The 24,738-nt window shown below is 51.3% G+C and carries 24 protein-coding genes; 11 read left to right on the plus strand and 13 right to left on the minus strand.

Features of this window, described 5'->3' with window-relative positions:
• The first annotated feature begins 14 nt into the window (after window positions 1-14).
• The gene (gloA, locus tag ABXS88_RS12885) at window positions 15-407 is read left to right on the plus strand and encodes a lactoylglutathione lyase (protein ID WP_353672444.1); all 393 of its coding nucleotides are present in this window, start codon (window positions 15-17) and stop codon (window positions 405-407) included.
• Between the two features lie 59 nt (window positions 408-466).
• Here the strand turns inward: gloA and ABXS88_RS12890 are convergent, their stop codons facing one another.
• From ABXS88_RS12890 to ABXS88_RS12900, 3 genes are all read right to left on the minus strand, one after another.
• A complete protein-coding gene (locus ABXS88_RS12890; protein ID WP_353672445.1) occupies window positions 467-697 on the minus strand; it encodes a NifU family protein in 231 nt (76 codons plus the stop codon).
• A gap of 46 nt (window positions 698-743) precedes the next feature.
• Entirely contained in the window at window positions 744-1,388 is a 645-nt protein-coding gene (locus ABXS88_RS12895) for a DUF3386 domain-containing protein (protein ID WP_353672446.1), read from the minus strand.
• Between the two features lie 81 nt (window positions 1,389-1,469).
• Window positions 1,470-1,700 (minus strand): type II toxin-antitoxin system CcdA family antitoxin, encoded by a 231-nt coding sequence (locus ABXS88_RS12900; RefSeq protein ID WP_353672447.1) that lies wholly within the window; start codon window positions 1,698-1,700, stop codon window positions 1,470-1,472.
• A gap of 67 nt (window positions 1,701-1,767) precedes the next feature.
• On the opposite strand from ABXS88_RS12900, the gene ABXS88_RS12905 reads away from it, so the two are divergent.
• Both ABXS88_RS12905 and ABXS88_RS12910 read left to right on the plus strand, forming a co-directional pair.
• Window positions 1,768-2,691 carry an RluA family pseudouridine synthase gene (locus ABXS88_RS12905; protein ID WP_353672448.1) on the plus strand — a complete coding sequence of 308 codons (924 nt, stop codon included), beginning with the start codon at window positions 1,768-1,770 and terminating at the stop codon, window positions 2,689-2,691.
• Window positions 2,692-2,723: 32 nt separating this feature from the next.
• Window positions 2,724-3,587 carry an MBL fold metallo-hydrolase gene (locus tag ABXS88_RS12910; RefSeq protein ID WP_353672449.1) on the plus strand — a complete coding sequence of 288 codons (864 nt, stop codon included), beginning with the start codon at window positions 2,724-2,726 and terminating at the stop codon, window positions 3,585-3,587.
• Between the two features lie 27 nt (window positions 3,588-3,614).
• Here the strand turns inward: ABXS88_RS12910 and ABXS88_RS12915 are convergent, their stop codons facing one another.
• Window positions 3,615-4,247: an alpha/beta hydrolase gene (locus ABXS88_RS12915; protein ID WP_353672450.1), complete on the minus strand. Its 633-nt coding sequence runs from the start codon at window positions 4,245-4,247 to the stop codon at window positions 3,615-3,617.
• 177 nt (window positions 4,248-4,424) lie between these two features.
• Here ABXS88_RS12915 and ABXS88_RS12920 point away from each other — a divergent pair, with 177 nt between their 5' ends.
• Window positions 4,425-5,762: a TIGR03279 family radical SAM protein gene (locus ABXS88_RS12920; RefSeq protein WP_353672451.1), complete on the plus strand. Its 1,338-nt coding sequence runs from the start codon at window positions 4,425-4,427 to the stop codon at window positions 5,760-5,762.
• Here the strand turns inward: ABXS88_RS12920 and ABXS88_RS12925 are convergent.
• The gene (locus tag ABXS88_RS12925; RefSeq protein ID WP_353672452.1) at window positions 5,759-8,530 is read right to left on the minus strand and encodes a protein kinase; all 2,772 of its coding nucleotides are present in this window, start codon (window positions 8,528-8,530) and stop codon (window positions 5,759-5,761) included. The genes ABXS88_RS12920 and ABXS88_RS12925 overlap by 4 nt on opposite strands.
• A 19-nt stretch (window positions 8,531-8,549) precedes the next feature.
• The gene (bioF, locus tag ABXS88_RS12930; RefSeq protein ID WP_353672453.1) at window positions 8,550-9,719 is read right to left on the minus strand and encodes an 8-amino-7-oxononanoate synthase; all 1,170 of its coding nucleotides are present in this window, start codon (window positions 9,717-9,719) and stop codon (window positions 8,550-8,552) included.
• A gap of 180 nt (window positions 9,720-9,899) precedes the next feature.
• On the opposite strand from bioF, the gene ABXS88_RS12935 reads away from it, so the two are divergent.
• Together ABXS88_RS12935 and ABXS88_RS12940 are read left to right on the plus strand one after the other, a co-directional pair.
• On the plus strand, window positions 9,900-10,418 hold the full coding sequence (locus ABXS88_RS12935) for an adenine phosphoribosyltransferase (protein WP_353672454.1): 519 nt from the start codon (window positions 9,900-9,902) through the stop codon (window positions 10,416-10,418).
• A gap of 12 nt (window positions 10,419-10,430) precedes the next feature.
• Window positions 10,431-11,462 carry an ABC transporter permease gene (locus ABXS88_RS12940; RefSeq protein ID WP_353672455.1) on the plus strand — a complete coding sequence of 344 codons (1,032 nt, stop codon included), beginning with the start codon at window positions 10,431-10,433 and terminating at the stop codon, window positions 11,460-11,462.
• On the opposite strand, the gene ABXS88_RS12945 is transcribed toward ABXS88_RS12940, so the two are convergent.
• Entirely contained in the window at window positions 11,444-12,892 is a 1,449-nt protein-coding gene (locus tag ABXS88_RS12945; protein WP_353674825.1) for a folate/biopterin family MFS transporter, read from the minus strand. The genes ABXS88_RS12940 and ABXS88_RS12945 overlap by 19 nt on opposite strands.
• 125 nt (window positions 12,893-13,017) lie before the next feature.
• Here ABXS88_RS12945 and ABXS88_RS12950 point away from each other — a divergent pair, with 125 nt between their 5' ends.
• Together ABXS88_RS12950 and ABXS88_RS12955 are read left to right on the plus strand one after the other, a co-directional pair.
• The gene (locus tag ABXS88_RS12950; RefSeq protein ID WP_353672456.1) at window positions 13,018-14,538 is read left to right on the plus strand and encodes an efflux RND transporter periplasmic adaptor subunit; all 1,521 of its coding nucleotides are present in this window, start codon (window positions 13,018-13,020) and stop codon (window positions 14,536-14,538) included.
• A gap of 69 nt (window positions 14,539-14,607) precedes the next feature.
• The gene (locus ABXS88_RS12955) at window positions 14,608-15,153 is read left to right on the plus strand and encodes a DUF2808 domain-containing protein (protein ID WP_353672457.1); all 546 of its coding nucleotides are present in this window, start codon (window positions 14,608-14,610) and stop codon (window positions 15,151-15,153) included.
• Window positions 15,154-15,175: 22 nt separating this feature from the next.
• On the opposite strand, the gene ABXS88_RS12960 is transcribed toward ABXS88_RS12955, so the two are convergent.
• From ABXS88_RS12960 to tpiA, 4 genes are read right to left on the minus strand one after another with little or no spacing between them, the layout of a single operon-like run.
• Window positions 15,176-16,033, minus strand: a complete 858-nt coding sequence (locus tag ABXS88_RS12960; RefSeq protein WP_353672458.1) for an SWIM zinc finger family protein — start codon at window positions 16,031-16,033, stop codon at window positions 15,176-15,178.
• Window positions 16,034-16,037: 4 nt separating this feature from the next.
• Window positions 16,038-16,925 (minus strand): amino acid ABC transporter substrate-binding protein, encoded by an 888-nt coding sequence (locus ABXS88_RS12965; RefSeq protein WP_353672459.1) that lies wholly within the window; start codon window positions 16,923-16,925, stop codon window positions 16,038-16,040.
• Between the two features lie 4 nt (window positions 16,926-16,929).
• Entirely contained in the window at window positions 16,930-17,949 is a 1,020-nt protein-coding gene (locus tag ABXS88_RS12970) for an AI-2E family transporter (RefSeq protein ID WP_353672460.1), read from the minus strand.
• Window positions 17,946-18,671 carry a triose-phosphate isomerase gene (gene tpiA / locus ABXS88_RS12975; protein WP_353672461.1) on the minus strand — a complete coding sequence of 242 codons (726 nt, stop codon included), beginning with the start codon at window positions 18,669-18,671 and terminating at the stop codon, window positions 17,946-17,948. Before tpiA ends, ABXS88_RS12970 begins: the two co-directional genes overlap by 4 nt.
• A gap of 208 nt (window positions 18,672-18,879) precedes the next feature.
• Between tpiA and ABXS88_RS12980 the strand changes: the two genes are divergently transcribed.
• A complete protein-coding gene (locus ABXS88_RS12980) occupies window positions 18,880-19,974 on the plus strand; it encodes an alkene reductase (protein ID WP_353672462.1) in 1,095 nt (364 codons plus the stop codon).
• A 180-nt stretch (window positions 19,975-20,154) separates the two neighbouring features.
• Here ABXS88_RS12980 and ABXS88_RS12985 read toward each other — a convergent pair whose 3' ends face one another.
• A complete protein-coding gene (locus ABXS88_RS12985) occupies window positions 20,155-21,213 on the minus strand; it encodes a late competence development ComFB family protein (protein WP_353672463.1) in 1,059 nt (352 codons plus the stop codon).
• 119 nt (window positions 21,214-21,332) lie between these two features.
• On the minus strand, window positions 21,333-21,977 hold the full coding sequence (locus ABXS88_RS12990) for an L-threonylcarbamoyladenylate synthase (protein ID WP_353672464.1): 645 nt from the start codon (window positions 21,975-21,977) through the stop codon (window positions 21,333-21,335).
• Window positions 21,978-21,983: 6 nt separating this feature from the next.
• Here ABXS88_RS12990 and larC point away from each other — a divergent pair, with 6 nt between their 5' ends.
• Together larC and ABXS88_RS13000 are read left to right on the plus strand one after the other, a co-directional pair.
• A complete protein-coding gene (gene larC, locus ABXS88_RS12995) occupies window positions 21,984-23,201 on the plus strand; it encodes a nickel pincer cofactor biosynthesis protein LarC (protein WP_353672465.1) in 1,218 nt (405 codons plus the stop codon).
• Between the two features lie 11 nt (window positions 23,202-23,212).
• On the plus strand, window positions 23,213-24,640 hold the full coding sequence (locus ABXS88_RS13000; RefSeq protein WP_353672466.1) for a glycosyltransferase family 4 protein: 1,428 nt from the start codon (window positions 23,213-23,215) through the stop codon (window positions 24,638-24,640).
• Window positions 24,641-24,738: the final 98 nt, after the last annotated feature.

Genomic DNA, 24,738 nt, shown 5'->3' on the forward strand with positions numbered 1-24,738 from the left:
GGACAAAATAAACGATGCGAATTATTCACACCATGTTACGAGTGGGAAATCTAGAGGAATCCCTCAACTTTTACTGCGATATTTTGGGGATGACCTTATTGCGTCAAAAAGATTATCCCAGCGGAGAATTTACCCTAGCCTTTGTCGGCTATGGTGCGGAATCAGAACAGGCAGTGATTGAATTAACCTACAACTGGGGTATCGAAAAGTATGAGCTAGGCAATGCCTTTGGCCATATTGCTCTGGCGGTGGATGATATTTATGCCACCTGCGACAAAATTAAAGCCCGCGGCGGCAAGGTAACTCGCGAACCCGGGCCAATGAAGCATGGGACGACGGTAATTGCCTTTGTCGAAGACCCCAATGGCTACAAAATTGAATTGATTCAGGCAAAAACTGAAAATTAAGGCTCCCTAGATTTGAGGGAGCCAAGGTATTTATCCAAGGGCCAATATTGAGCGCTTAACTAGAGGACTTGCTCTACCTCTGCAATTTCAGGAATCATTTCCCGGAGTTTGCGCTCGATGCCCATGCGTAGGGTCATGGTAGAACTGGGACAGGAACCACAGGCTCCCTGAAGACGGAGTTTTACAATGGGGCCATCGAGTTCGACCACTTCCACATTGCCGCCATCGGCCATCAAGTAAGGACGCAATTCATCTAGGACGGTTTCGACGTTGTCTAGGGTAAGTTCCATGGTTGACCTCAATATCGTGCTTGTTGATTTTAACGCGGGGCTAGGTTTAGTCACCTAATAATTCCAGGTTAGTGTAGATGAATTCCGTGACGATGGTCTGTCCTGCTGAGTCTATCGCTTCAATTTTTTGATAGACAGGCAGATAGTAACCGTTCAGATTTTCGTACCGGTCTTGAAAGTGCCGTTGGCCTCGCAGGGCCTGACTTTGGGCGTCTCGGAAAATCGCATGGTATTGAATGGGCAAGTAACCTTGCTCTGTTTGTAGGCATTCCTGAGTGTCAATGGTGAAGGCCATTGGCCCCATGACTCGGCTCACTTGGCAAATCTCTGACCCCCGGATTTTATAGTGAGACCCCATGGCATCGCCTTGAACAAGAATCGCTTGGGCTCCGGAATCATCCGTTTCACCGAATCTAAATTGATTTTTGCTGTGGGCCTGCTCAAAGGAACGCCGTTGGCGATGGGTCACGATATCTCGGAGTTGGTGCTGGATACTCTCTTGTACGGTGGGGTCTTCAAAACCCTGGACCATGACACTGAGGTCTCTGCTGATTTGCACCTGGCCTTGGTAACATTCTTCGCCTTGTTGGAGGGTTAAGTCGGCATGATACCCCGGAAACTGAGCATCCCAGGTATAGCGACTTTCGTAGGCTGTCCGAAATAGGTCTTGAGCAGAGAGAGTTAGCGTCATAGCATCAATAGAAAGATTAGAAAAACCTGTTTGAGGAAGGTCTATTTCTAATTTTGACGGCTAATTCCTCGTCTGCCAAGCTTAGTCGTTCCATTCTCCCCGCGGCGGTACCGGGGGATTCCGGCGGAGAGTGCGCGTCAGATCATCATCCCGTTCTTTTTCACCCCGGAGCCATTGTTTAACAGCGGCTTCAATGATGCGACTGGGTTCATTGGTTAAGTGTTTGAGTTGCTCTAGCAAATCCGCATCCAGATGAATGGAAATTTCTTCTTTCTCGGCATTACGGGGGGTCGAGGCCAGGGGGTCAGTCATAGGTCACAATCATGCGTCTCCTTTAGTATTGTATCCTAAGGCCCCTTGCCGTAGAGGAAAGTACCCCGTGAGCCAAAATCAGTGCAATCAGGGTTGGATTTATCGAGAGGTAGTAGATGCTCAAGCCACAGGCCAGGCCCTCCTCGACTATTACAGTCAACGTTATCCCCATTCTCAACGGAGGGAATGGCAGGCTCGCATTGAAGCGGGCCAAATTTTAGTCAATGGCCAAATCCAAAAGCCGACCTACCCATTGGCCCAGGGCCAACACTTGAGTTACCAGCGCCCACCCTGGCAGGAACCCTCAGTTCCCCTCGATTTTGAGGTGTTATACGAAGATGAAGACCTCTGGCTGATTGCCAAACCATCCGGCTTACCCGTCCTACCCGGTGGCGGCTTTGTGGAACATACCCTGTTACATCAACTCCAGCGCCGTTATCCCCAGGAACACCCCGTACCGATTCATCGCCTCGGCCGGGGCACCTCCGGTATTATGCTGATTGCCCGTTCTCCCCTAGCCCGCCAACATCTTAGCCAACAATTGCGGGAGCGCCGTCTCTACAAACGCTATCGGGCCTTGATTGGCCCTGGTGCCCTCCCCTGCCGATTTGATATTGACCAACCCATTGGTAAGATTGCCTACCCCCGCCTGGGTTATCTCTACGGCGCAACGCCCACGGGAAAAGCTGCCCAGAGTCAAGTAATGGTTCTGGAGCGACGGACAGCGGCGACCCTGGTGGCAGTTCGTATTCTCACAGGCCGGCCCCATCAAATTCGGATTCATTTAGCAGCGGTGGGTTATCCTTTGCTCGGCGACCCCCTCTACCAAAGGGGAGGGCTACCAAAACCTATAGTGGCCGATAGTCCATCTGCGATTCCCAGTGATTGTGGCTATTGGCTCCATGCCCAGACTCTGGCCTTTGAGCATCCCCGACATGGTGGGTGGACAACCTGGACTTGCCCACCCCCAGGCCCCCTCGCCGATAAGTAGGCCTGGCAGGCCCTTTCTCCTAGGATAAAGAGATGACAAACGAGCGCTTTCAAATTAAGTTTTGGGGAGTCCGGGGGAGTATTCCTTGTCCAGGCCCGGATACGGTCTACTACGGCGGTAATACGACCTGCGTTGAAATGCGGGTGGGAACGGAACGACTAATTTTTGATGGGGGAACGGGGCTCAGACTATTGGGAGAATCCCTCCAGGGCCAGATGAATCTCCAGGGCCATCTTTTCTTTACCCATACCCACTGGGATCATATCCAGGGTTTTCCTTTTTTTGCGCCAGCCTTCCAGCGGGGCAATCACTTTAAAATTTATGGTGTACCCACACCTGATGGCTCGACTATCCAGGCCCGGCTCCATGACCAGATGCTCCATCCTAATTTTCCTGTGCCGCTACAGATTATGCAGGGCAATCTGGAGTTCTACGACCTCGAAGTGGACGAAACCCTATACATTCAGGATATTTGTATTGAAAATCGCAAGCTTAACCATCCCGGAGAAGCAGTAGGCTATCGTGTCAGTTGGCGCGGCATTCACGTCGCTTTCGTGACGGATACAGAACATTTTCCCCATCGTTTGGATGACAATACTCTTTATTTGGCCCACCAAGCTAATGTCCTGATCATTGATGCGACCTATACCGATGATGAATATTATGACCCTCAAAACAGTCGCGTCGGTTGGGGTCATTCCACCTGGCAAGAGGCCATTAAAGTGGCCCAGGCTGCCCAAGTCAAGCAACTGATTCTATTTCACCACGACCCTTCCCACCACGACCGACGAATGGCGGCCATTGCCGCCGAGGCCCAGCAACAATTTCCTAATACCCTTGTGGCCCAGGAAGGGCTAGTTTTAGAATTTTTGCCTGTACCATTGATCAAGAGCTAGGGTGACGTTGTTTTGAGCCAGGGAATCTCAGCTTAAAGGAGCAGTTTGCTGTTGCACAAAGGTTTGCAGGCGAGTCACAACGGAGGATGGAATTTCGTGACCCATATCGAACTCTTCGTACTCTAAAGCCGGCTGAAATTGATGCAGGATATCTCGGGCTTGGCGAGCAGCCCCAATGGGAACGACCCCGTCTTGGCGGCCATGAATGATCAGGATAGGAGGAATAGTCGCATTCCTGACGTCCGGCTGAAAATGCAGATAACCACTCAGGATACAAATCCCCGCTAGGGGGAGGTCTAGCCCCACATCCAGGGCCATGGCGGCTCCCTGGGAAAAACCCGCTAGAATCGTGCGCTGGAGAGGAATTCCCGTGGTTGATTCCAGACCCAATAACCACTGCCGTAGTAGCTGACGGCTAAGGGCCAAACCGCTCTCATCCTGGCTTTCTAGGGCATACCAGGCTTTTCCTTGACTCACGTGGGGATGGGGAAACGGTGCGCTGGGAAAAAGAAAGTGATAGGACGGTAAATCAAGACTCTGGGCCAAGGGGGCCAGGTCATCGGCATCGGCCCCCCAACCATGGAGCAAAATCAGCAGATGGTGATGGTGGGGTTCCTGAGGAAAAGGGGCGTAAATCGTCAGGGCTGAGGGAACAGACAAGGGATTGATTTTTGGGGATTGAAGGTAAACGGGTAGAAAAATTGTTGAGTAATTTGAGCCAGTCTGGTCTTGAATTCAGCTAATCCGATCGAGATCTCGACAGGACGAAAGTGGGAAATCAAAAGGGCCTCTGTCTTTCATCTTAAAATGGAATGTCTCCCGCTCCGATGAATTGTCATGAGTGATGCAACGATCCGTCCGGCCCTGATTAGTACTGTTTTGCCCGACTCCATTGCGGCGGAACTCGGTTTTGAGGTCGGAGATGCCCTAGTGAGCATTAATGGCGTTCAACCCAGGGATTTAATTGATTACCAATTTCTCTGCGCCGAGGAGTACCTCACCCTAGAAGTCCTCGACAGTCGCGGCCAGGCCCACCAGCTTGAAATCGAAAAAGATATGGATGAAGACTTGGGTTTAGGCTTTGAAACGGCCCTCTTCGATGGTTTAATCCAGTGTAATAATCGTTGTCCCTTTTGCTTTATTGACCAACAACCCCCCGGTAAACGGCAAAGTCTGTACCTCAAAGATGATGATTACCGCCTCAGCTTTCTCTACGGCAGTTACCTAACCCTGACGAACCTCTCCTCGCGGGAATGGCAACGCATTGAACAACTTCGGCTCTCCCCCCTCTACGTCTCGATCCATGCCACCGAACCGGCAGTCCGCAGTCGCCTGTTGAAAAATCCTCGGGCCGGTCAAATTCGCGAACAGTTGCAGTGGTTCCAAGAGCGGCGCCTGCAAATTCATGCCCAGGTAGTGGTGTGTCCCGGTATTAACGATGGAGAACATCTCACCCAAACCCTGCTAGACCTGGCCCAGTTCCACCAAGGGGAGATTCCTGCCGTGATTTCTGTGGCCGTGGTGCCCGTTGGTTTGACCCGTTTTCGGCCCGCTGAGGATGAATTGAGCCCGGTCAGTCCGGTCAAAGCCAGAGAAGTGATTGCCCAAGTCCAGGGCCTGCAGAAGCAATTTCAAGCCCAGTTTGGCGGCCAGTTTGCTTGGTTGGCGGATGAATGGTTTTTGATCGCTCGCCAGGAACTCCCCCCAGCCGCTCACTACGAAGATTATCCCCAGATTGGTAATGGGGTGGGTTCGATTCGGCAATTTCTCCAGCAGTTCACCGATTTGGCCGAAGAGATCTTACCGGCCCAGGTGGATCCCCCCCGACACTATACCTGGGTGGTGGGTAATGCTGTGGAACAGGCCTTTCAACCGCTAGTCACTCGCCTCAACACCGTCGAGGGCCTGACGGTCAGCCTAGTGGCCCTCAATAGTGACTACTGGGGCCAGGAAATTACCGTCACTGGCCTACTAACCGGCCAAGACCTGATGCAAAAACTATCGGGACGTGACCTGGGGGATGGCCTCCTGTTACCGGCCCTGATGCTTAAACACGATGACACTTGTTTTCTTGACGATGTCACTGTTGAGGAAGTGGCCAAGGCCCTGCAGGTGCCGATTTTTCCCGTAGCAGATATCGAGGCCCTGCTGTGGCACTGTGCGGAAGAGGCCTAAACCACCCAACAGCGAATCACACCGTCCTGGTCTCCAGCCATGAGAATATTCTGATGAAAGGTCAGGCAGTTGATGGTATTGGTGTGGGCGCGGATACGGCGGGCCTCCTTGCCGGTCAAGAGATCCCAAAGATGGATGGTGCCATCGCGACTGCCAGCGGCCAGGTAGTGACCGTCACTACTGTAGGCCAGGGCCTCGATGTAGTCGGGATGACGAAAGGAGGGTTTCAGTTGTTTGCCAGATAGGGTATGCCATAGGCGAACCGATTTATCCCAACTCCCCGAAGCGACGAACTGATCGTCGGGACTGAAGGCGACACAGCGGACATGGTGCTTGTGGCCCGTGAGTTGATGCAATTCTTGCCCCGAGGCCACTTCCCAGAGACGGAGGGTTTGGTCTTTGCTAGCGCTCACCAGGAGATGACTGTCGTGGCTAAAGGCAACGGCAGTGACGTGGTCTAGATGGCCGGCAAGGATGCGTTGGGGCCGATGACCCCGTAGTAATGGCCAGCGCTCGGAAAGTTCCCATAAGCGCACCTGATTTTCCCAGCCAGCGGAGGCGATGTATTGATAGTCGGGACTAATGGCTACTGTATCAATCCAATCTCGATGACCGGGGAAAGCCCGTACCACGTTGCCCACGGTAACATCCCAGAGGCGCAGGGTTTTGTCCCAACTACCGGATAGTAAAAAACGACTATCTGGACTAAAGGCCACACTAGTAACGGCATCATGGTGTCCTGTTAGGGTATTAATCCGCCGGGCACTGCTCCGGTGCCAGATGGCAATAGTCGGGTCGTTGCTGGCACTGGCTAGGAGTTGGCCATCGGGGCTACAGGCCAGATCATAAATCCAATTACTGTGGTGCAGAATCTGCTGGATTTCCTGACCATTGTCTAATTGCCACCATCGCACAGTGCCGTCAAAACTGCCAGAAACTAGGGACTGGCCATCCCGACTAAAACTGAGGGTATGGATGCGATTATGGTGGCCCCGAAGACGCTTGAACTCTTGCCCATTGGCCACTTGCCACAGCCGAATTGATTTGTCGTTCACCCCCGCACTTGAGGCCAAGTAGTGATTATTGGGACTAAAGGCGAGGGTTCTAATCCAGTCAATATGGCCCTTTAGCCGTTCTAAGGGTTGGCCCGACGGAATCAACCAGAGTTGAATCGTATTGTCGCGGCTCCCCGAGGCCAGAATGGCACCATTCGGACTAAAGGCTAAACTTTCGACCGGTTGTTGATGGCCCCGGAGGCAACAAATTTCCTGGTCTAGGGTGCAATCCCACAGCGAAATACTGCCATCGGGACTCCCCAGGGCCAGATAGCGGCCATCGGCGGTGATAACCAGAGCCGTGATCACACCGGGGGGCTTGACCAAGGAGCGAATTTGTTCACCCGTTTTGGCGTCCCAGACCAGAATCAGATCGCTTTTATGATGGCCACAAATTAAGTGTTGGTCTTGGGTGCAGACAAGATGGTCAATATTTTGGGGATGGCCTTGAAATTGCTGGATTAATTTTCCTGTGGCCAGATCCCACACCGAAATCCAGCGTTGATAGGTTGAGATCAGCAGACGAGTATCAAGGCTAAGCTGGCCCTGATGGATGGGGCTGTCAATTTCCCAGAGCACTTTATTGGCCCTGAGGTCAAAGAGGGCCGCTCCCCCGGCGGATAAGGCCACCACTAGGCCAGGGGCCAAGGCCTGAACAGAACGGATGACGCCCCGACCCAGGCGATGCTGGAGGCGGTCTCGGGCCAGATCTGGATGGATAAAGTCTCCCCGGAGATAATCGGCCCCCTCTCCCCCCAAGTGATGCTTGGCTCGATATTGGCCCTGTTGTCCTGCGTCCCACCATTGCCGAACCGTTTTGGGACGTTGTTCTCGTCGTAGGTGCAGGGCCTCGGTGAGGAGGGTCTTCCAGGGATGCAAAAGGCCCTCCGGTTGCCAGGACTCCTGCTCCAATAAACGCTTCATGGCCGGTGGGGGGAGTTTGCCGGTAATCAGTTGGTGGGTCATCATCCCCAACTCAAACAAATCACTTTCAGGGCCAATTTCTCCGCCACTCATGAGTTCCGGCGCCGCATAACTTTCGGTAAAGAGCCGCGTTTCGATGCGTTGGGCATTAGCCAGGGAGCGAGCCGCGCCAAAATCAATTAAACAAATTTTATTGTCCGGGGTCAGGATAATATTTTCGGGTTTAATATCGAGGTGACAAACGCCATTTTGGTGCAAGACATCCAGGGCCTCGACCATCTGAGCCACAATGGATTCGACCCTTGGTAAGGGCAAACGATAACCAGGATGAGTCTTGAGAATACGAGTTAAGGTTTTGCCCTGGATTAAATTCATCACCATGTAGGCTGTTGCTCTATCCTCAAAAATGTCATAGACCTTGACCAGGTTGGGATGGTTTAACTTGGCCAGAATACGCGCCTCTTCCATAAAGCGGTAGCGGCCCCGTTGAAATGCATTCTTTTTATCCAGGGGAATCAGAACCGAGTGATCGGCTTGATGGCGAAGAACGAACTCAGTGGGATAGTACTCTTTAATGGCAAAAACTTCGTTGAGAACCGTATGGCGGGCCTGGTAGGTAATGCCGAAGCTCCCCCGGCCAATGGCATACTCAATGCGGTAGGTGTTGGAGCGCAACAATGTCCCGGCGGGAAGCGTATCTCGGAGGAGGGAAGGCAGGTGAATTTTACAGCGGGGGCAATACTCCGTAGCGGCGGGGATATCATCCTGGTAACAATTGAGACAGCGCATGGGAGAAGCAGAGAGAGAATTAGCCTGTTACCGCCGTTGATTGAGTCAGGGCCTCCATAAGCTGGTCAAGGTGCGCTTGGCTGTGGGTCGCCATGACCGACAAACGAAGACGGCTAGTGGGAACCGTGGGCGGCCGAATCGCCGGTGCAAAGAGGCCTTGGGTTTTAAGGGTCTGTGCTAATTGTAGGGCCTCTTGCGCGTGGGGAATTTTGATACAGATAATCGGTGAATCGGAAGGAAGCAACGAGAGGGACAGGGAGTCCAGCCGCTTCTTGAGGTAGGTCACATTAGACTTTAGGCGTTCTAGGCGTTGGCTGTCCTGTCGAATGATTTGCACTGCTGCCAGGGCCGCGGCCGTATCCGCAGGAGATAAGCCGGTGCTGTAGATCCAGGTGGCCGCACGATTACGGAGATAGTCGATTAGCCGCGCACTCCCGGCCACGTAGCCCCCTAAACTGCCCAGGGCCTTACTCAAGGTGCCGATTTGGATCAATTCCCCCGCAGGCCAGCCAAAATATTCCCGACAGCCGGCCCCCGCCTGACCGAGGGTTCCGGTTCCATGGGCATCATCTATTAACACCATACAGCCGTAGGTTTTCGCTAAATCCAGCAGGGCCGGCAGAGGACAGACATCTCCATCCATGCTGAACACCCCATCACTCACCATTAAGCAACGCCGATAATCTTGTCGATGTTCAGCTAGTTTTTGCTGTAGATCTGCGGCATCACCGTGTTGATACGTAATAACCGTTGCACCACTCAGTTGGCCGCCCCGTTTCAGGCTGGAATGATTATACTCATCTTCTAGAATTAGATCCCTCGGCCCCACCAGGGCTAGGAGAGTTCCCAAGTTAGCCAAATAGCCAGAACTAAACACTAGGGCGGCCTCCGTGCGTTTCCAGGTGGCCAGGGCCTGTTCTAATTGCTGATGGAGGGGACGATGGCCACTGAGGAGACGAGAGCCGGTACTGCCGGTTCCCCAGGTTTCCAGGGCCTGGATAGCGGCTTGCTTGAGGCGAGGGTCATTGGCCAGGCCAAGATAATCGTTACTGGCAAAATTAATCAGGGATTGGCCCGCGACTTGAACGACTGGGCCCGGAGGACTTTCGATGGGGGTGACATTGCGATACCAATGGGCCTGGTGAATGGTATTTAAGGCTTTATCGAGCCATTGGTAGGGATCAGCCATAGGGTTTTTTGAGGAGAAATGGTACAAATTTACGGATTTGACGGGCAAGATACACTCACTCTGGCTTAACCTATCGGGCCAGACCCGTCAACCTATAGGGGCATTCTAGTATTTTAGGCTTCCCAGGCTTCCGCAAGTCTGCTATAACTAACCCTAACTTCCCCTAAGTCGGCCCTGACGATGGATTTAAAATCATTAATTCGCGATATTCCCGATTTTCCTAAGCCGGGAATTATGTTTCGGGACATTACCACGCTCCTTAGCCATGCCGAAGGACTGCGCTACACCCTTGATACCCTGACAGCAAAATGTCGCGAGGCCGGCCTAACTCCGGACTATGTGGTGGGCATGGAATCTCGGGGCTTTTTATTTGGTGTCCCCCTGGCCTATCAACTCCAGGCCGGCTTTGTGCCAGTCCGCAAGCCCGGAAAATTGCCTGCCGCTGTCCACCACATCGAGTACGAACTAGAGTATGGCAGTGACCGCTTGGAAATTCATCAAGATGCTCTAATGGCGCACCACCGCGTCTTAATCGTGGATGACTTGATTGCTACGGGGGGAACCGCTAAGGCCACGGCGGAATTACTGGCCCAGATTGGTTGTGATGTGTTGGGGTTCGCCTTCGTGATTGAATTAACAGCCCTGGGGGGGAGACAACAATTGCCGGATCTGCCCATCATTTCCCTCGTGGAGTACTAAAACCGAATTCCGATGACGCGACGCTTGTCCTCCCCTTCCGGCCTGGCCCTACTGCCCAGCCTCGATACTTTTTTTTACATCAGTAAACGCTGTGCCCAGGGCCTGTTAACCTTGCTGTTAGCTTCCCTTTTGAGCTTTATCATTATCCAACTGGCCCCCGGTAGTTACCTCGATACCCTCCAGCAAAATCCCAAGATTTCCCCCGAAACCCTGAATCAACTCAAGGTGCAATTCGGCCTGGATCAACCCTGGTACATCCAGTACGGCCGCTGGCTCTGGCAAGTGGTGACTCAGTTTAACTTTGGCCAAAGCTTTGTCTATAATCGCTCCGTCGCCTCTCTCCTCGTAGAGCGAATTCCTGCTACTCTCCTGCTGGCCCTGACCTCCATTCTGCTGACCTGGGCCATTGCCCTGCCCCTGGGCATTATCAGCGCCGTGAAACAGAACACCTGGCTAGACCGGGGCCTACGGGTATTGAGTTACCTGGGTCAGGGTTTTCCCAGCTTTATCACGGCCTTGCTTTTACTAATCCTGGCCCAGAACCTTTCGCCACTCCTGCCCGTGGGCAATATGACCAGCCTCAACTATGCGGAATTTTCTCCCCTCCAGAAAGTCCTTGATATTCTCTGGCATCTTATTTTGCCGACCCTGGCCCTGAGTATCACCAGTTTTGCGGGCCTCCAGCGGCTGATGCGGGGCCAGTTGTTAGATGTTCTGCGCCAAGACTACATCCAAACCGCTCGGGCCAAAGGCCTACCGGAAAACCGGGTACTCTACGTCCATGCTCTTCGTAATGCCATTAACCCGTTAATTACCCTCTTGGGGTTTGAGTTCGCCAGTCTCCTGAGTGGGGCCTTTATCGCCGAATTTTTCTTTAACTGGCCTGGGTTAGGACGCTTAATTCTGCAAGCGGTCACTGCCCAGGACCTCTACTTGGTCATGGGCAGTCTGATCATGGGGGCAGCCATGTTAATTGTGGGTAATTTATTGGCCGATCTTTTGCTCCAGTGGGTTGATCCCCGTATTCAACTAGATGATTTGTAGGCCTCAGGCCTTGGGTTGGGAGTAGTTGTCACCTCCGGCATTCGTTCCGGCAAGAAGGCCTGGTCGCTGAGACTGCCCGTTAGATGGTGCTCAAAGATTTCCGCCGAGGGCAAAAGGGCCGGGGAGGATTCTTGATTTTTGATGGCTTGGGGGTCTCCTTCGGGGAGTAGGCCCAGAAGCGGAAGGGGCAAGAGGGTGGATAGATTGGTGATGATAACCAAAAGGCCCAGATTCTCAAACTGGGTTTCTGTTACGCCTAGCCAATGGGTCAGTAGTGATCCCAGTTCGTAGGAGATCAGGCCGGAGAGGTTCCAGATCGACATTAGTAGGGCAAAGAGGGTGGCTTCGATGCCTTGGGGACATAGACGCGCTGATAGGACTAAAACCGGCATAAAAGCCACCTGGCCCATCACCGTGAGGATGAGATTATCCCCCAGGCTAAACCAATGGTCATCAATGCCCAGGGCCCGATTGCTATGGGTAATCAGAATCAGGGTTGTTAGACCTAAAATCGCTGAAATTACCGTGCTCCAGCCCAGCATCGGCCGAAAGGGAATGGTTTTTAAAAATCGCTGGTATAGGGCCACCCCGATTAGACTGGCAATGCTGGTCACTAACCGCACCCGGCCTAAAAATTCCGGTTCAAAGCCCAATTCATTGGTGGTGAAGTAGAAAAACGCCGAATCAGCATTGGGCGTAGCCTGCCAGAGAAAAATAAACAATGTCGGCAACAGAATTGTTTTTTGGCCCATGGCTTGCCAGAGCTGTCGCAATTGCTGGCCCGTGGAAGGCACTAGGGCCTGATGTTCGGCTCGATTGAGGGGTTGCTCCTCAATTAAAAAAGCGGCCCCTGTGGCCACTAGGGGAAACAGAGCCGTAATCAAAAAAATCGTTTGGGAAGAGACCAGTTCTAGTAACAAGCCACTGAAGTAAGCCGTGACGATGCCCCCCAGGGCCGAGATGCCCCAAGTTAAGGATTGGAGGGAACCTGCTTGGCTCAAGGATTCCCGTTGGGCCCGTTCCACTACGAGGGAATCGACAATCACATCCCCTAGGGCCACCGAGAGGGAGGCCAACAACAGCATCAGGGTAGCTCCCCAGACCGTTTGTACCCAGAAGGCAAACATCAGCCAGGCTAGGCTCCCCAGTAGGCCCGAAATAACGAGATAGGGGCGACGACGATAGCCCCCTAGGGGCAGACCATCAGACAACAGGCCAAACAGCGGTTTGATAATCCAGGGCAGGGCCGCAATGCCCAACAAGGCCCCCATTTGAGCCGGGCCGAGGCCCAGGTCATCCTTGAGGAAAAAACTTACCGCCAAGCGCGATAGCCCCAAAATTCCCTGTACAAAGTAGATACTGAGGATGGCCGCCAGTTCCCAACTGGGGCGCTGGCCAAACAACAGGGCCTGAGAAAATTGTTGGAGCATGGGTAGAAGGGCGGCAAAAGGGGGCATGCGGTCTAGGGAGGAGAAGTCAAAAAGTATGAAGATTCATTACGACGATCTTAACGTTAGTATAGACACAGTTAACCGAGCAATTTTCGCGCTTTCCTATGTTTCTGTCGCCGCTGAATTACTTTAAGCGTCCTCTGCCGCTCCTGCTCGGCCTTCTGGGAGTGGGCATTATTGCCGTGGGTGGATTCACCTATCGCTTAATGCAGGCCCCCCGTCAGGAAACGGAACTGGAAAAATACACGGTGCTGGTTCAGCGCGAAAACTTAGCCGTAGAAATCAAAGCCAATGGCACGGTACAACCGATTCAAACCGTCAACATTAGCCCGAAAACCCCTGGTCGTTTAGTCCAACTCTTGGTGGAACAGGGGGATCAAGTCCAACAGGGCCAACGCCTGGCCATTATGGAAAATCGTGAAGCCTTTGCTGATGGGCTCCAGGCCCAAGCCCGCCTAGAGGAGGCCGTCGCTCGCTTCAGGGAAGTCGAAGCCCGCATCCCCCGAGAACTCCAGCAATTACAAACGGAAGTCAACCAGGCCCAGACTCGCGTGGCCCAGGCCCGTTCCCAGTTGGCCGTTAGTCAAAATCGTTTACGAGAAGTCCAGGCCCGCATCCCCAAGGACATTGAACAACTCCAGGCCCAACTCCGGGCTGCCGAATCTCGTCTCAAGTTGGCGGAAAATCGGATGCAACGCAATCAAGACCTGATCAACGCGGGGGCCATTTCCCGTGACCGCTTTGATGAGGTTTCCAACGATTACCTCAACGCCCGTGCCGCGGTGGTGGAAACCCTCGGTCGTCTACAACAGGCCCAGAATACCGCCTCCCCGGAAGTCGGACAAGTTCAAGAACAAATCCAGCAACTCCAAGCTGCCATTGTGGAAGCCGAACAGGCCCTACAGGGTAAACTCTCGGCCCTCCGACAACGGGAAAGCACCGCACCAGCCGAGTTGGCTTCCCTCAAGGCCAATGCTCAGGCGGCCCGAGCCAACCTAGAACGAAGCAAAATTCAATATCAAGACACCTACATTACGGCCCCCTTTAGTGGGGTAATCACCCAGAAGTACGCCACTGCTGGAGCCTTTGTTACCCCGACAACCTCCGCCTCCAATACCGCTTCCGCTACGTCTAGTTCGATTCTGGCTCTGGCTAGCGGTCTCGAAATTGTGGCGCGAGTTCCTGAAGTGGACATTGGCACGCTGAAGTTAGGCCAGAAGGTCGAAATTCAAGCGGATGCCTTTCCCAATGAGCGTTTCCAAGGCAAAGTGATTCGCATTGCCCCCGAGGCCATTCTGGAAAATAACGTTACTTCCTTTGAAGTCACCGTGGGTCTAGTGACGGGGCAGGATAAACTCCGCTCCAAAATGAATGTCGATGTGGTTTTCGAGGCCGATAATCTCTTCAATGCCCTGACGGTTCCCACCGTGGCCATTGTTACCCAAGCAGGCAAAACTGGGGTGATGGTTCCCGATGCCCAAAATCAGCCCAAATTCCAGCCCGTCACCATTGGTCTGGTGTTGGATGAGCAAACCCAAGTCCTTGCTGGCCTTCAGTCGGGCCAACGGGTATTTATCGACCTCCCCAAAGATAAACGGCCCAAGGAAAAGACCGGCTCAAACTAGGGCCCTGGATCGATATTGAGGATTGTAAGCTAGGATCCGCCATAGCATCCTGATATTCCTCGCCGCCCTATGTTTCCTTTGCTTTCTCGATGTCTCTACACTAGTCTTCTGGCCGGGTTATGGTTAAGCCAACCCAGCTTAGCAGGCCAGTTGAGCAATGGCCAGACCTTTTTTAATGCCCCGCCGATGCTCCTGGACTACGCGAGTACCTACACCGTAGTATCCGCCAACGCCGCCAAATATTATTTCACCTTCAGCCTGCCCCCAACGGCGGTTGAACCCCTGGCCAAAGTTGTATTTCAGCAACAACCCAACCCCGACCAAATTCAATTCCAAGCCGACCAAACCATTGCCTTCCTTGGCACTCAAAATAACCGAGGCACACCGCTGACCGTCCAATCTGCTACCTGGGATGCCAATAGTAGCCAGGTGACGGTGATCCTAGACCCCCCCGTCCCCCCTGGATCGACCTTTAGTATCCGCCTCCAGCCCGTTCAAAACCCAGATATTCCGAGTACCTACCAGTTTCGAGTTTTTGCCTATCCCAGTGGCAGTCAATCCCAGGCCATGGATCTGGGTGTGGCCCGTTTCCAGTTCTACCGTTTCTACGACTAGAACGCGTGAAGGCCAGCCGCACCTAATCTGAACCCAGGGCCTGGGTCAGGGCCTGTTGGCTAACTTGGTTATAAATTTGCACTAAGGCCTGTTTGGCCTCCTGGGCCGTTTCGTAGGGGAGGGGTAAAGGCCCTAGCAAATCTAAAAGACTGGTGACATCGCCAGGAGGAGCAATAACCACCCAATCCGTCTCCGGGGGCCGGTCGTAGCGCCAAAAGGCCTGGATGAGCGCCAAGGTGTCTTGCTTACTATCCTTAGGCTCGGAAGCGGAAGATGAAGTTTGGGCGACGGAAGTCGCTGGAATCGTTGGGGTGCTATCTGCCGAATATTCGGAAGTCTGGGTTTGCTGACGCTGGTCCCGCAGGGCCGCTAGAATTTGTGACCGACTCCGGCCCCGCAGTTGAAAAATAACAAAGGGATCTTCACTAAAACGGTCGGCCAATTGATAGTACACAGCCCCGATGTGTTTGCAAGGATTAGCCTTATCGGGACAGCTACAACGGGAATGGACATCCCCCAGGGTATAGGGAAAAAGATTGAGGCCATTTTTGATAAAAACCTGCTCGATGGTAGCCGGCATCTGGCCCGAGAGAAGTTGGGCAGAATACAGGGCCTTTTCCGCCAGAGACGCCACCACAAACTGCCAATCTTCGTCGTTGAAAGGGTCGAGCCACAAGGATACCTGGTAGGGCTGTACTTCGCTTCCCTGCACCTGGGCCAAGAGTTCGGCCCCCTGAAAACTGAGACTGAGAACGTTACCCTCGCGGGCGTAGTTTCTGGCCCGTTCTAGTCGTTTTTTGAAACGGTAGGAATCTAATAGTTCTAGCCAGCGTTCGACCCACCATTGACGGCCATTATTGGCCCCGGCATCATGGTTCATAGCATTATTTTCCCAAGGTTGAGGAGGGGGAAGGGGTTCGGCAAGCTTGGTTGCTCTCCTGAAGAACTGGTAACAGGGATCCCACCCACTTGCGATAGATGGCCCGAGCTTCGGGTAACGCTAAAACCCGATTAACCAGGGCTTTCCATTCTGGGTCATTTCCCGGCAGAATGAGGCCGTAGCGAATGCAATCGAGGGGCATTTTAGGCACAATTAAGTAATCTTGACCAAGGTTCAGGTTTAACAGCAACGCTTCCCCAAACAATAAAATACCATCACTGGCAAAGGCATCGATTTTCTCTTGTTGGAGGGCCTGGACACCCCGAGTCCTCCCCGTAATTCCTTGAAATTCCTGCAACCGAGCCTGGGGGTAGCGCTGGCGGAGAAACTGGGCCGTGGTGGTATCCCGCAAGACTCCGATGTCAACCTGATCTAGTTCCCCTTGGGGATTAAACGTCTTGGTGGAATCGGCTCGAATTAAAAATTGGGTTCCCGTGAGAAAAATGGGTCGAGAAAAGGTCACGGTCTCAGGCACGTCGGGCCGGATAGTATTGGGGCCGCATTCTAGGGCCACGCCATTGTCTGTCACCAGGTCAAAACGATTAAAAAGAGTGGACTGATAAAGCTTGACTAAAATGAACGGATTATTGAGTTGGCGCACGACTTCTGCTTTGAGGAGTTCCGCAAAATCAATACAAATGCCAGTCCACTGTTGATTCAGATCCTGATAGCCGAAGGGAACTGCATCCTCCCGCACCGCAATTTTTAATAGCCCAGTCGCTTGGATCTGTTCTAGGGTGGAGGACGCTTGGGCCCCTGAAGGGCAACTACTCCAGAGCCAACCCAGGAGGATTACAAGCCATTGCCACTTGGGGCTGATCAACTGTTCCATCAAGCTATGCCCATTGGTCTAAAACATCTTTCAAGATAGCTTCTTCCAGCCAGGTTTTAGCAACGACGGTCAAAGGCAGGGCCAGCAAGAGACCTAACAGGCCAAAGAGACTGGCAAAGAACAGTTGGGCAATTAGGGTTAGGGCCGGCAAGAGGGAAACCTGTTTTGCCATGACGATGGGGGTCAGCCAGTAACTTTCAATATTTTGAATAATAAAGTACAAAAAGAGGACAGCCCCAATTTTCCAGGGGGAATCTAACAGGGCAATCATCAGGGGAAAGACCACGCTAGCTGCCGGGCCAATATTGGGAATAAAGTTCAAAATACCGGCCATCAAGGCATGGACAAGCACCAGTTTGATCTGCAAGGCCCAGAGTCCCAGACCACTCAGGAGAGCAATAAAGACCGAATTAATCACAATTCCCGTCAACCAATTACCCAGGGCCAATTCCGACAAGGTTAAAATTTCATCGGCCCGTCGCCGATAGAAGGAGGGAAATAATTGCAGGGCCAACCGACGATAGGCTTGGGGTTGCAGAACCAGCATGACACTCAAGGCCAATACCAGTAAAACCTGGAGAGAGGCAACTACCGAATTGGAGAAAAACGCTAAGACATTTCCCAATAATTGGGCCCCCAGGGCCGAAAGAGACTGGCCCGAGGAATTTCCCGACCACCATTGTTCTAGCCCCCAGAGTTGGCCCTGGGTCTGGAGCGTTGCCATCACGTTCTGGAGACGACCCAGTACCTGTGGCATTAATTTCAGGAGGTCTTGAAACTGTTCCCAAAAGGGCGGCACTACCAGCGCAATAAAACAAACGCTCAGCAGACCGGCTCCCCCTAGGGTCAACGTCAAGGCCCAGCGCCGCCGACAACCCCAGTTCTGGAGGGTATTAACTAAACGATGGAGGGCAATGGCAATCACAATGGCCAAGAAGCCCAGTAGCAGCAGCTGGCGAATTTGCCATAGCACGTAACTGGCCATGGCTAAACTCAGCAGTCCTAACCATTGCGGGAGCTTCATTGGTAATTGACAATACGAGCAAAGCCTTGGGGGTCTAGACTGGCCCCGCCCACCAAGGCTCCATCAATTTCTGGCTGGGCCATAATTTCATCAATGTTATCGGGCTTCACTGAACCACCGTACTGAATCGTTACGTCAGGATGACTGAGCAGGGCCCGGATTACTCCAATCACCCGATTAGCCTCCTGGGCTTCGCAGGTATCGCCGGTGCCAATGGCCCAGATCGGTTCGTAGGCAATCACCAACTGGGTTTGATCGACATTCACTAGGCCCCGTTGAATTTGCTGGATAATCACACTTTCCGTTTCCCCCGCATCCCGCTGGGCCTTGGTTTCTCCCACACAAAGAATTGGGATTAGGCCCTGTTTTTGAGCGGCAATCACGCGCAGATTCGCCGTTTCGTTGGTTTCTCCAAAATATTGACGACGTTCACTGTGGCCCACCACCACGTATTGAACCCCCATTTCCCACAACATGGCCCCAGAAATTTCGCCAGTATAGGCCCCTTGTTCTTCCCAATGGATATTTTGAGCACCTAAACGAATCCGACTGCCGTGCAAACTCTGAGACATCGTCCCTAGAGCGGTAAAAGGGGCACAAAGAACCACTTCCCGGCCAGGGTTGGTCTCCTCCACCAACGGCTTAAAGTGTTGTAAAAATTCCTGGGACTCAGCTTGAGTCTTGTGCATTTTCCAGTTGCCAGCAATGATGATATTTCGCACGATGGGTTCTAAAACGAGGGCATCAATAGTAAAGTTTCCAGACTCTAGTTTAAGGCTTGGGGGCCATCCTGTTAGGATTCTTCCCTGGGTATCCCTCCTCGTCCTGGCTAGAATCTCTCCACCGATACATTCCCTTGAGTGGCTTTTCGACTACAGTTTTTACTGCTCCCCTAGGGGCAAATGTTGTCCTTCCCCCGGATCTCTCCCGATGATGCACCTGTTAACCCCCTTCAACCTCGGCTCCCTTAGCCTGAAAAATCGAGTGGTTTTGGCCCCCTTGACCCGAGCCCGCACTGGGGCTGACCGCGTGCCAACTCCCTTGATGGCCACCTACTATCGACAACGGGCAAATGCTGGCCTGATTATTAGTGAGGCGACGGTTGTTTCAGAAATTGGTATCGGTTGGAGAAATTCCCCTGGCCTCTACAGCGATGCCCAAATGGAGGGTTGGAAACCCATCACCGAGGCTGTTCATGAAGAAGGGTCTGCCATTTTTGCTCAATTGTGGCACTGTGGCCGGGCCTCCCACAGCGATTTCCATCCCCAAGCAGGACTCCCCGTGGCTCCCTCCGCCATTGCCATTAACGGTGAGGGTGTTTATACGCCCCAAGGCAAAAAACCCTACGAGGTGCCCCGAGTATTAACCCAAGCAGAGATTACCGCGACCGTGGCCGACTATCGCCAAGCCGCCCTCCGGGCCAAAGTAGCCGGTTTTGATGGGGTTGAAATCCACGCGGCCAACGGCTACCTGATCGATCAATTTCTACAAGCCAAGACTAACCACCGCCAGGATGAGTACGGCGGCAGTCTCGAAAACCGTTTTCGCTTTCTACGGGAAATTATCGAGGCTATTCTGACGATTTTTCCCTCCCAGCAGATAGGGGTTCGCCTTTCTCCCAACGGTATTTTTAATGATATGGGTTCACCGGACTACCGAGAGGCCTTTACCTACTATGCCCAACAATTGGATAGCTACAAACTGGCTTATTTGCATGTAATGGACGGCTTGGCCTTTGGCTTTCACGAATTGGGCACCCCCATGACCCTGGCGGAATTTCGAGGAGTCTTTTCGGGCCCATTGATGGGGAATTGCGGCTATACCCAGGCCACGGCGGAAGCAGCCATTGCCGAAGGGCTAGCTGATCTGATTGCCTTTGGCCGGCCCTATATTTCCAATCCAGATCTAGTTCAGCGGTTTACCCACGGCTGGCCCTTGGCAGAGAATGCCGACCCGTCAGTTTGGAACGGTAGTGGAGAAGATTTTGCCTTGGGTTACACGGACTTTCCGCCCTACCAGGCCTAGGCCTAGACAGTCATTCCGGCCCTGGTTGATGGGAGAAGAATAATTACTTGAAACGCTTGCCAGAAGCAGGTTTTCAAAATAGAAAAGCTTAGGAGTTCCAAATCCTTATCTGGTAATCGTTTTGGCACCATATCCATCATTAAAAAATTAGTCCCGGAGTCTGCCAGCCTGGATCCCCACCTAGAAGTGGTACCAATCCCGAATTGAGGTAGCAAAAGTCTGTTCTTCATCATCGGGAGGATTATCCCGCATAAACTCCATAATTTGCGTTTCTTGAGCCTCGAAACTTTTCTGGAGTGCTTTTTCCGTACTAGGCCTGCCCGGAGTTGACGGCTCTTTCAATAAACGCCGGAAGGCTTTACGCACATTCGTAGCCAAATTATAAACACTGAGTTTTTCTTCCCCCAAGCCATGGAGCTTTAAAAAATCTTCGATTTCCTTCAGCGATGTGCGATAGGCTCCGAGCACTCTATGTATCGTGTCAGCTAAATCCCCGTAGGTCAAGCGTCCCTTAACGTTGCCGGTTTCCCTCACAAATTCTTCTAATTCCGTCAAAATGGTATGGGCAGAACTAAAGGTATCGATATTGCAGAGATTTAAAGGGGTGGCCTTGCGGATAGGATCACGCATGACGGCTCCAATGCCTTGAAGAACAGCCCGATGGATGCTGTCTCGCATCTCTTCTACCTTACGCTGTTGATAGTATTTACCTTCTTCACTGGAAACGTAGAGCGGGGGTAAACGATTGAGGGCATAGGCCGCAACCTCTGCGACACTGACAAATTTCGCGACGTTGGTAGGCAGTTTTTGAAGTTCCTCAAAAATTTCATCTTTAACGATAACTTCCATCAGATTGATCGAAACTTGGCTGGTTTGTTGCTTACTTTTTTCTTTTTCTTCAATCAACGCTTGGATAGTCGATTGTTCCACGACGTCAGGATCGACTTGATACACCGGGGCCAAAATTTCTAGCATGGCCTTAGCAATCGGAGCGTACACCTCTTGGCGATTTAAGCCTGTGACAATCCCATGCAGGGCCCTAATCAAACGATTAATGGTGGGATAAGTCTTGATGACGCCATGGGTTAAAGCTGTAAAAGATTCTTGATTTAAAGTCGCCGGATCGTTTGCCCATACTTTGTAATAAAGACCGTAGAGAAGTTTCTTGATTCTGAGGGCCTCAGGATGAGCTTTTAGATTGATAACAGCCTGTCGTAAATGATCCTTGACTGAATTCATTGAACGCTCCCAGAGTTGGAGGTTGCTTGACCCTCTAGAGAGTCAGTGTCTACATCTACTATAGCTAGCAGCCGGGTCAATTGACTCTCAAGCAACGGCTCAGCGACATTTGTATTATTTTAGTCGGCAGAGGAAAGTAGCCCTTCTAGCTTTTCCCAGCCTAGACCCTGGCGTAGGACTTCTGGTTCCTGACCTGTGAGGTCAATAATACTGGAGACAAGATAGCCCGTATCTTGATCATCATCGATAATCATATCTACTAACTTCTCAAAACGGTCAAATAATGCAGCTTTATCCAATTGTTGCCAGTCATCCTGGTCAGGTAAGTGAGCTGATGTGGAAATAATCGGATTATCGAGAATCGTTAAAATACTCTGACAAACAGAGCTATCCGGCACTCGAATCCCGGTCGTTTTGCGTTTAGGGTTCATCACCAGCTTGGGCACCAGTTTAGTTGCAGGTAAAAGAAATGTGTAAGGCCCTGGAATCAGACGACGCATCAGACGGTAGGCACTATCCGCCACCTGGGCATATTCAGAGATATTGGACAGGGAGGAACAAAGGAAGGTTAGCGGCTTATCATTAGAAAGTTGCTTGAGTTGTCTGACCCGTTGCACCGCTGACTTATCATTCAGGTCACAACCAATGGCATAGACTGTATCCGTGGGATAGAGCATAATCGCCCCACGACGAAGGGCTTCACAAATGCTCTCCACAGTCCGCTGTTGGGGATTGCGGGGGTGGAGTGAATAAACCGTTGCCATAGTTGTATGACCAAAATAGCGTATTTAGATTGCCCGGCTGGGATTGCAGGGGATATGTGCCTCGGGGCCTTGGTGGATTTGGGGGTTCCTTTAGAATACCTGATAGCGCAACTCCAGCGTCTGGGCCTCGAAGAACAATACCAACTCCAGGCCCAGGGGGTACAACGTCAGGGCCAAGCTGGAACTCAGGTTCAGGTTTGCCTGCCGGAGTCGTCCCCCACGCACGGCCATCATCGCCATCTACCGGAGATCGAAGCCTTAATTCGACAAGCGGGCCTACCGCCTCAAGTCTCAGCCTGGAGCCTCAAAATTTTCCAAACCCTGGCCCAAGCAGAGGCCGCCGTCCATGGTATTCCCCCGGAAAGGGTTCACTTCCACGAAGTCGGGGCTGTGGATGCCATTGTGGATATTGTTGGGACTTGCTTGGGTCTGGACTATCTAGGCGTCGAAAAGCTCTATTGCTCGGCCCTGCCAACAGGAGGGGGCACTGTTCAAGCGGCCCACGGTCGTTTAGCGGTTCCTGTACCGGCCGTTTTGCAATTGTGGCAATCCCGTCAGGTTCCTGTTTATGACAATGGCATTGTGGCGGAATTAGTAACGCCAACTGGAGCGGCCATTGCCGTCAGTTTGGCCGAGGCCTTTGGAGCCGTCCCCGCGATGACTCTCCAAAAAATTGGACTGGGGGCCGGTAGTAAAGATTTTCCCATTGCTAACTTCCTGCGACTCTGGCTAGGGGAAAGTTCAGAATCGTTTCCCACCCCCTGGGGCCAAACGGAGACCATTATTCGACTCGAAACCCAACTCGACGACCTTAATCCCCAGGTTATTGGTTATCTCTTTGAGCAACTTTACCAGCAGGGGGCCTTGGAGGTCTTTACCCAGGCCATTGGCATGAAAAAATCCCGTCCAGGTATTTTGTTAACCGTACTATGTCTGCCGGAAACTCAACAGGCCTGCCAAGAAATTTTATTTCAAGAAACCACAACCCTAGGGATTCGTGTCACCCCCCAACATCGCTTAATTTTGCAACGAGAATGGCAAACCGTGGAAACCCCCTATGGCCCTGCTCGGGTAAAATTGGCTTACAGTCAAGGCCCTAATCGAAAACTCCTCAATGTCCAACCTGAATTTGAGGATTGCGTTGGATTAGCCCAATCTACTGGCCGGCCCTGGCAACAAATTTACCAAACTGTGATGGGGGTTTGGTATTCTAAAAATAATTAGGAGTAAACTAGATGAAAATTACATTTGTTGATTTCACTCCGTGGAATTATTCCATTGGTAGTGTTTATGAAGTTCCTCTAGGTGGTTCGCAGTCTGCGCTTTGCTATTTAGCGATGAATTTAGCACAGTTAGGACATGATGTATTCTTGGTTAGTTATATAAGTGCCCCTCAAATATCCTTTGGAGTAGCTTGTTTACCATTAAATTGTGTCGCTCCTGAATTTTGGACTCAACAAGATTATATTATTATTCTTAATAATTCTGGCTATGGCCGCTACATCAAAGATCACTGCCAAGGGCACACAAATCTTATTCTTTGGACTCAACATTCCTATGATCAACCGGGAGTACAAGAATTAAGAAATGAAGCCGAAAAAAATGCTTATGATTTCTTTTTTATGGTGAGTGAATGGCAAAAAGGAGAGTTTATACGAGAATTTTTATTACCATCGGAAAAGATACTAGTTTTTCGTAATGCTATCGGAAAAAAATTTGAAAATCTTTTTGATAAACAATCACCTTTATTTAAACAAAAATCACAATTACCAATATTGTTTTATACAAGCGCTCCTTTTAGAGGATTGGATTTATTGCTAGATATTTTTCCGGAGATTTATAAGGAATTTCCAGATATAAAGCTTAATATTTATTCTAGTATGAAGGTCTACCAAACTCCTGGAACTGAAGATTATTTAAACTATGGTGAGCTTTATGAGCGTTGCCGAAAAATGCCAGGGGTAGAATACATTGGCTCCCTTCCGCAACAGCAATTAGCCCAGGAATTAAAAGAAGCAACGATATTGGCTTACCCAAATACCTTTGCTGAGACGTCGTGTATTGCTGTGATGGAAGCGATGGCAAGTGGTTGCTATGTAATTACCAGTGAGCTGGGCGCACTACCAGAAACCACGGCCGGCTTTGGTACACTAATCTCTTTTGAAAATGGTATAGCGTCTTACAAAGCAAGATTTATTGAAGTAATTTTGGATATTCTAAGAAAGTTTAAATCTGATCAAAAACAAGCAATTGAAGAGGAGCTATTGGCACAAATAAAATTTGTCAATGAGAATTACAACTGGACAAAAAGAGCAGAAGAATGGTCATTGAAATTATACGAATTAATGGAAGAAAAGCTTTGGCAATCAGAAAACTTTTGGCAGGCTCAAAAATGGTATCAAGAAGCGATAGAGAAGCATCCTCAAGTTGCTGAATTTTACTATCACTATATTCTTACCTCTATTTTGTGTGATGATGAAGAATCTGCTCTTTCAACACTGCTATACCTGTCTGTTCCTAGTGAGCTTGATGTAACCAAGGCAACCTTGAACGAGTGTGCATGGACTACTTTTTTTGGGGGGTATATAGATCAACTAGACAAGAAAAGTTTGAATCCAGCTTATAAGAAAAAAATTGATTCGTTTTTAAAAAAAATAAATTAAAATATATTCAAGGCTAAAAAAAAGTCCCCATGCAATACAATTGCAATACAATAACTTTTACTGCATACCAAGATTTCTTATGCCTTTTTTTTAACACA

This window comes from Synechocystis sp. LKSZ1, assembly GCF_040436315.1.
Lineage (GTDB): Bacteria > Cyanobacteriota > Cyanobacteriia > Cyanobacteriales > Microcystaceae > Synechocystis.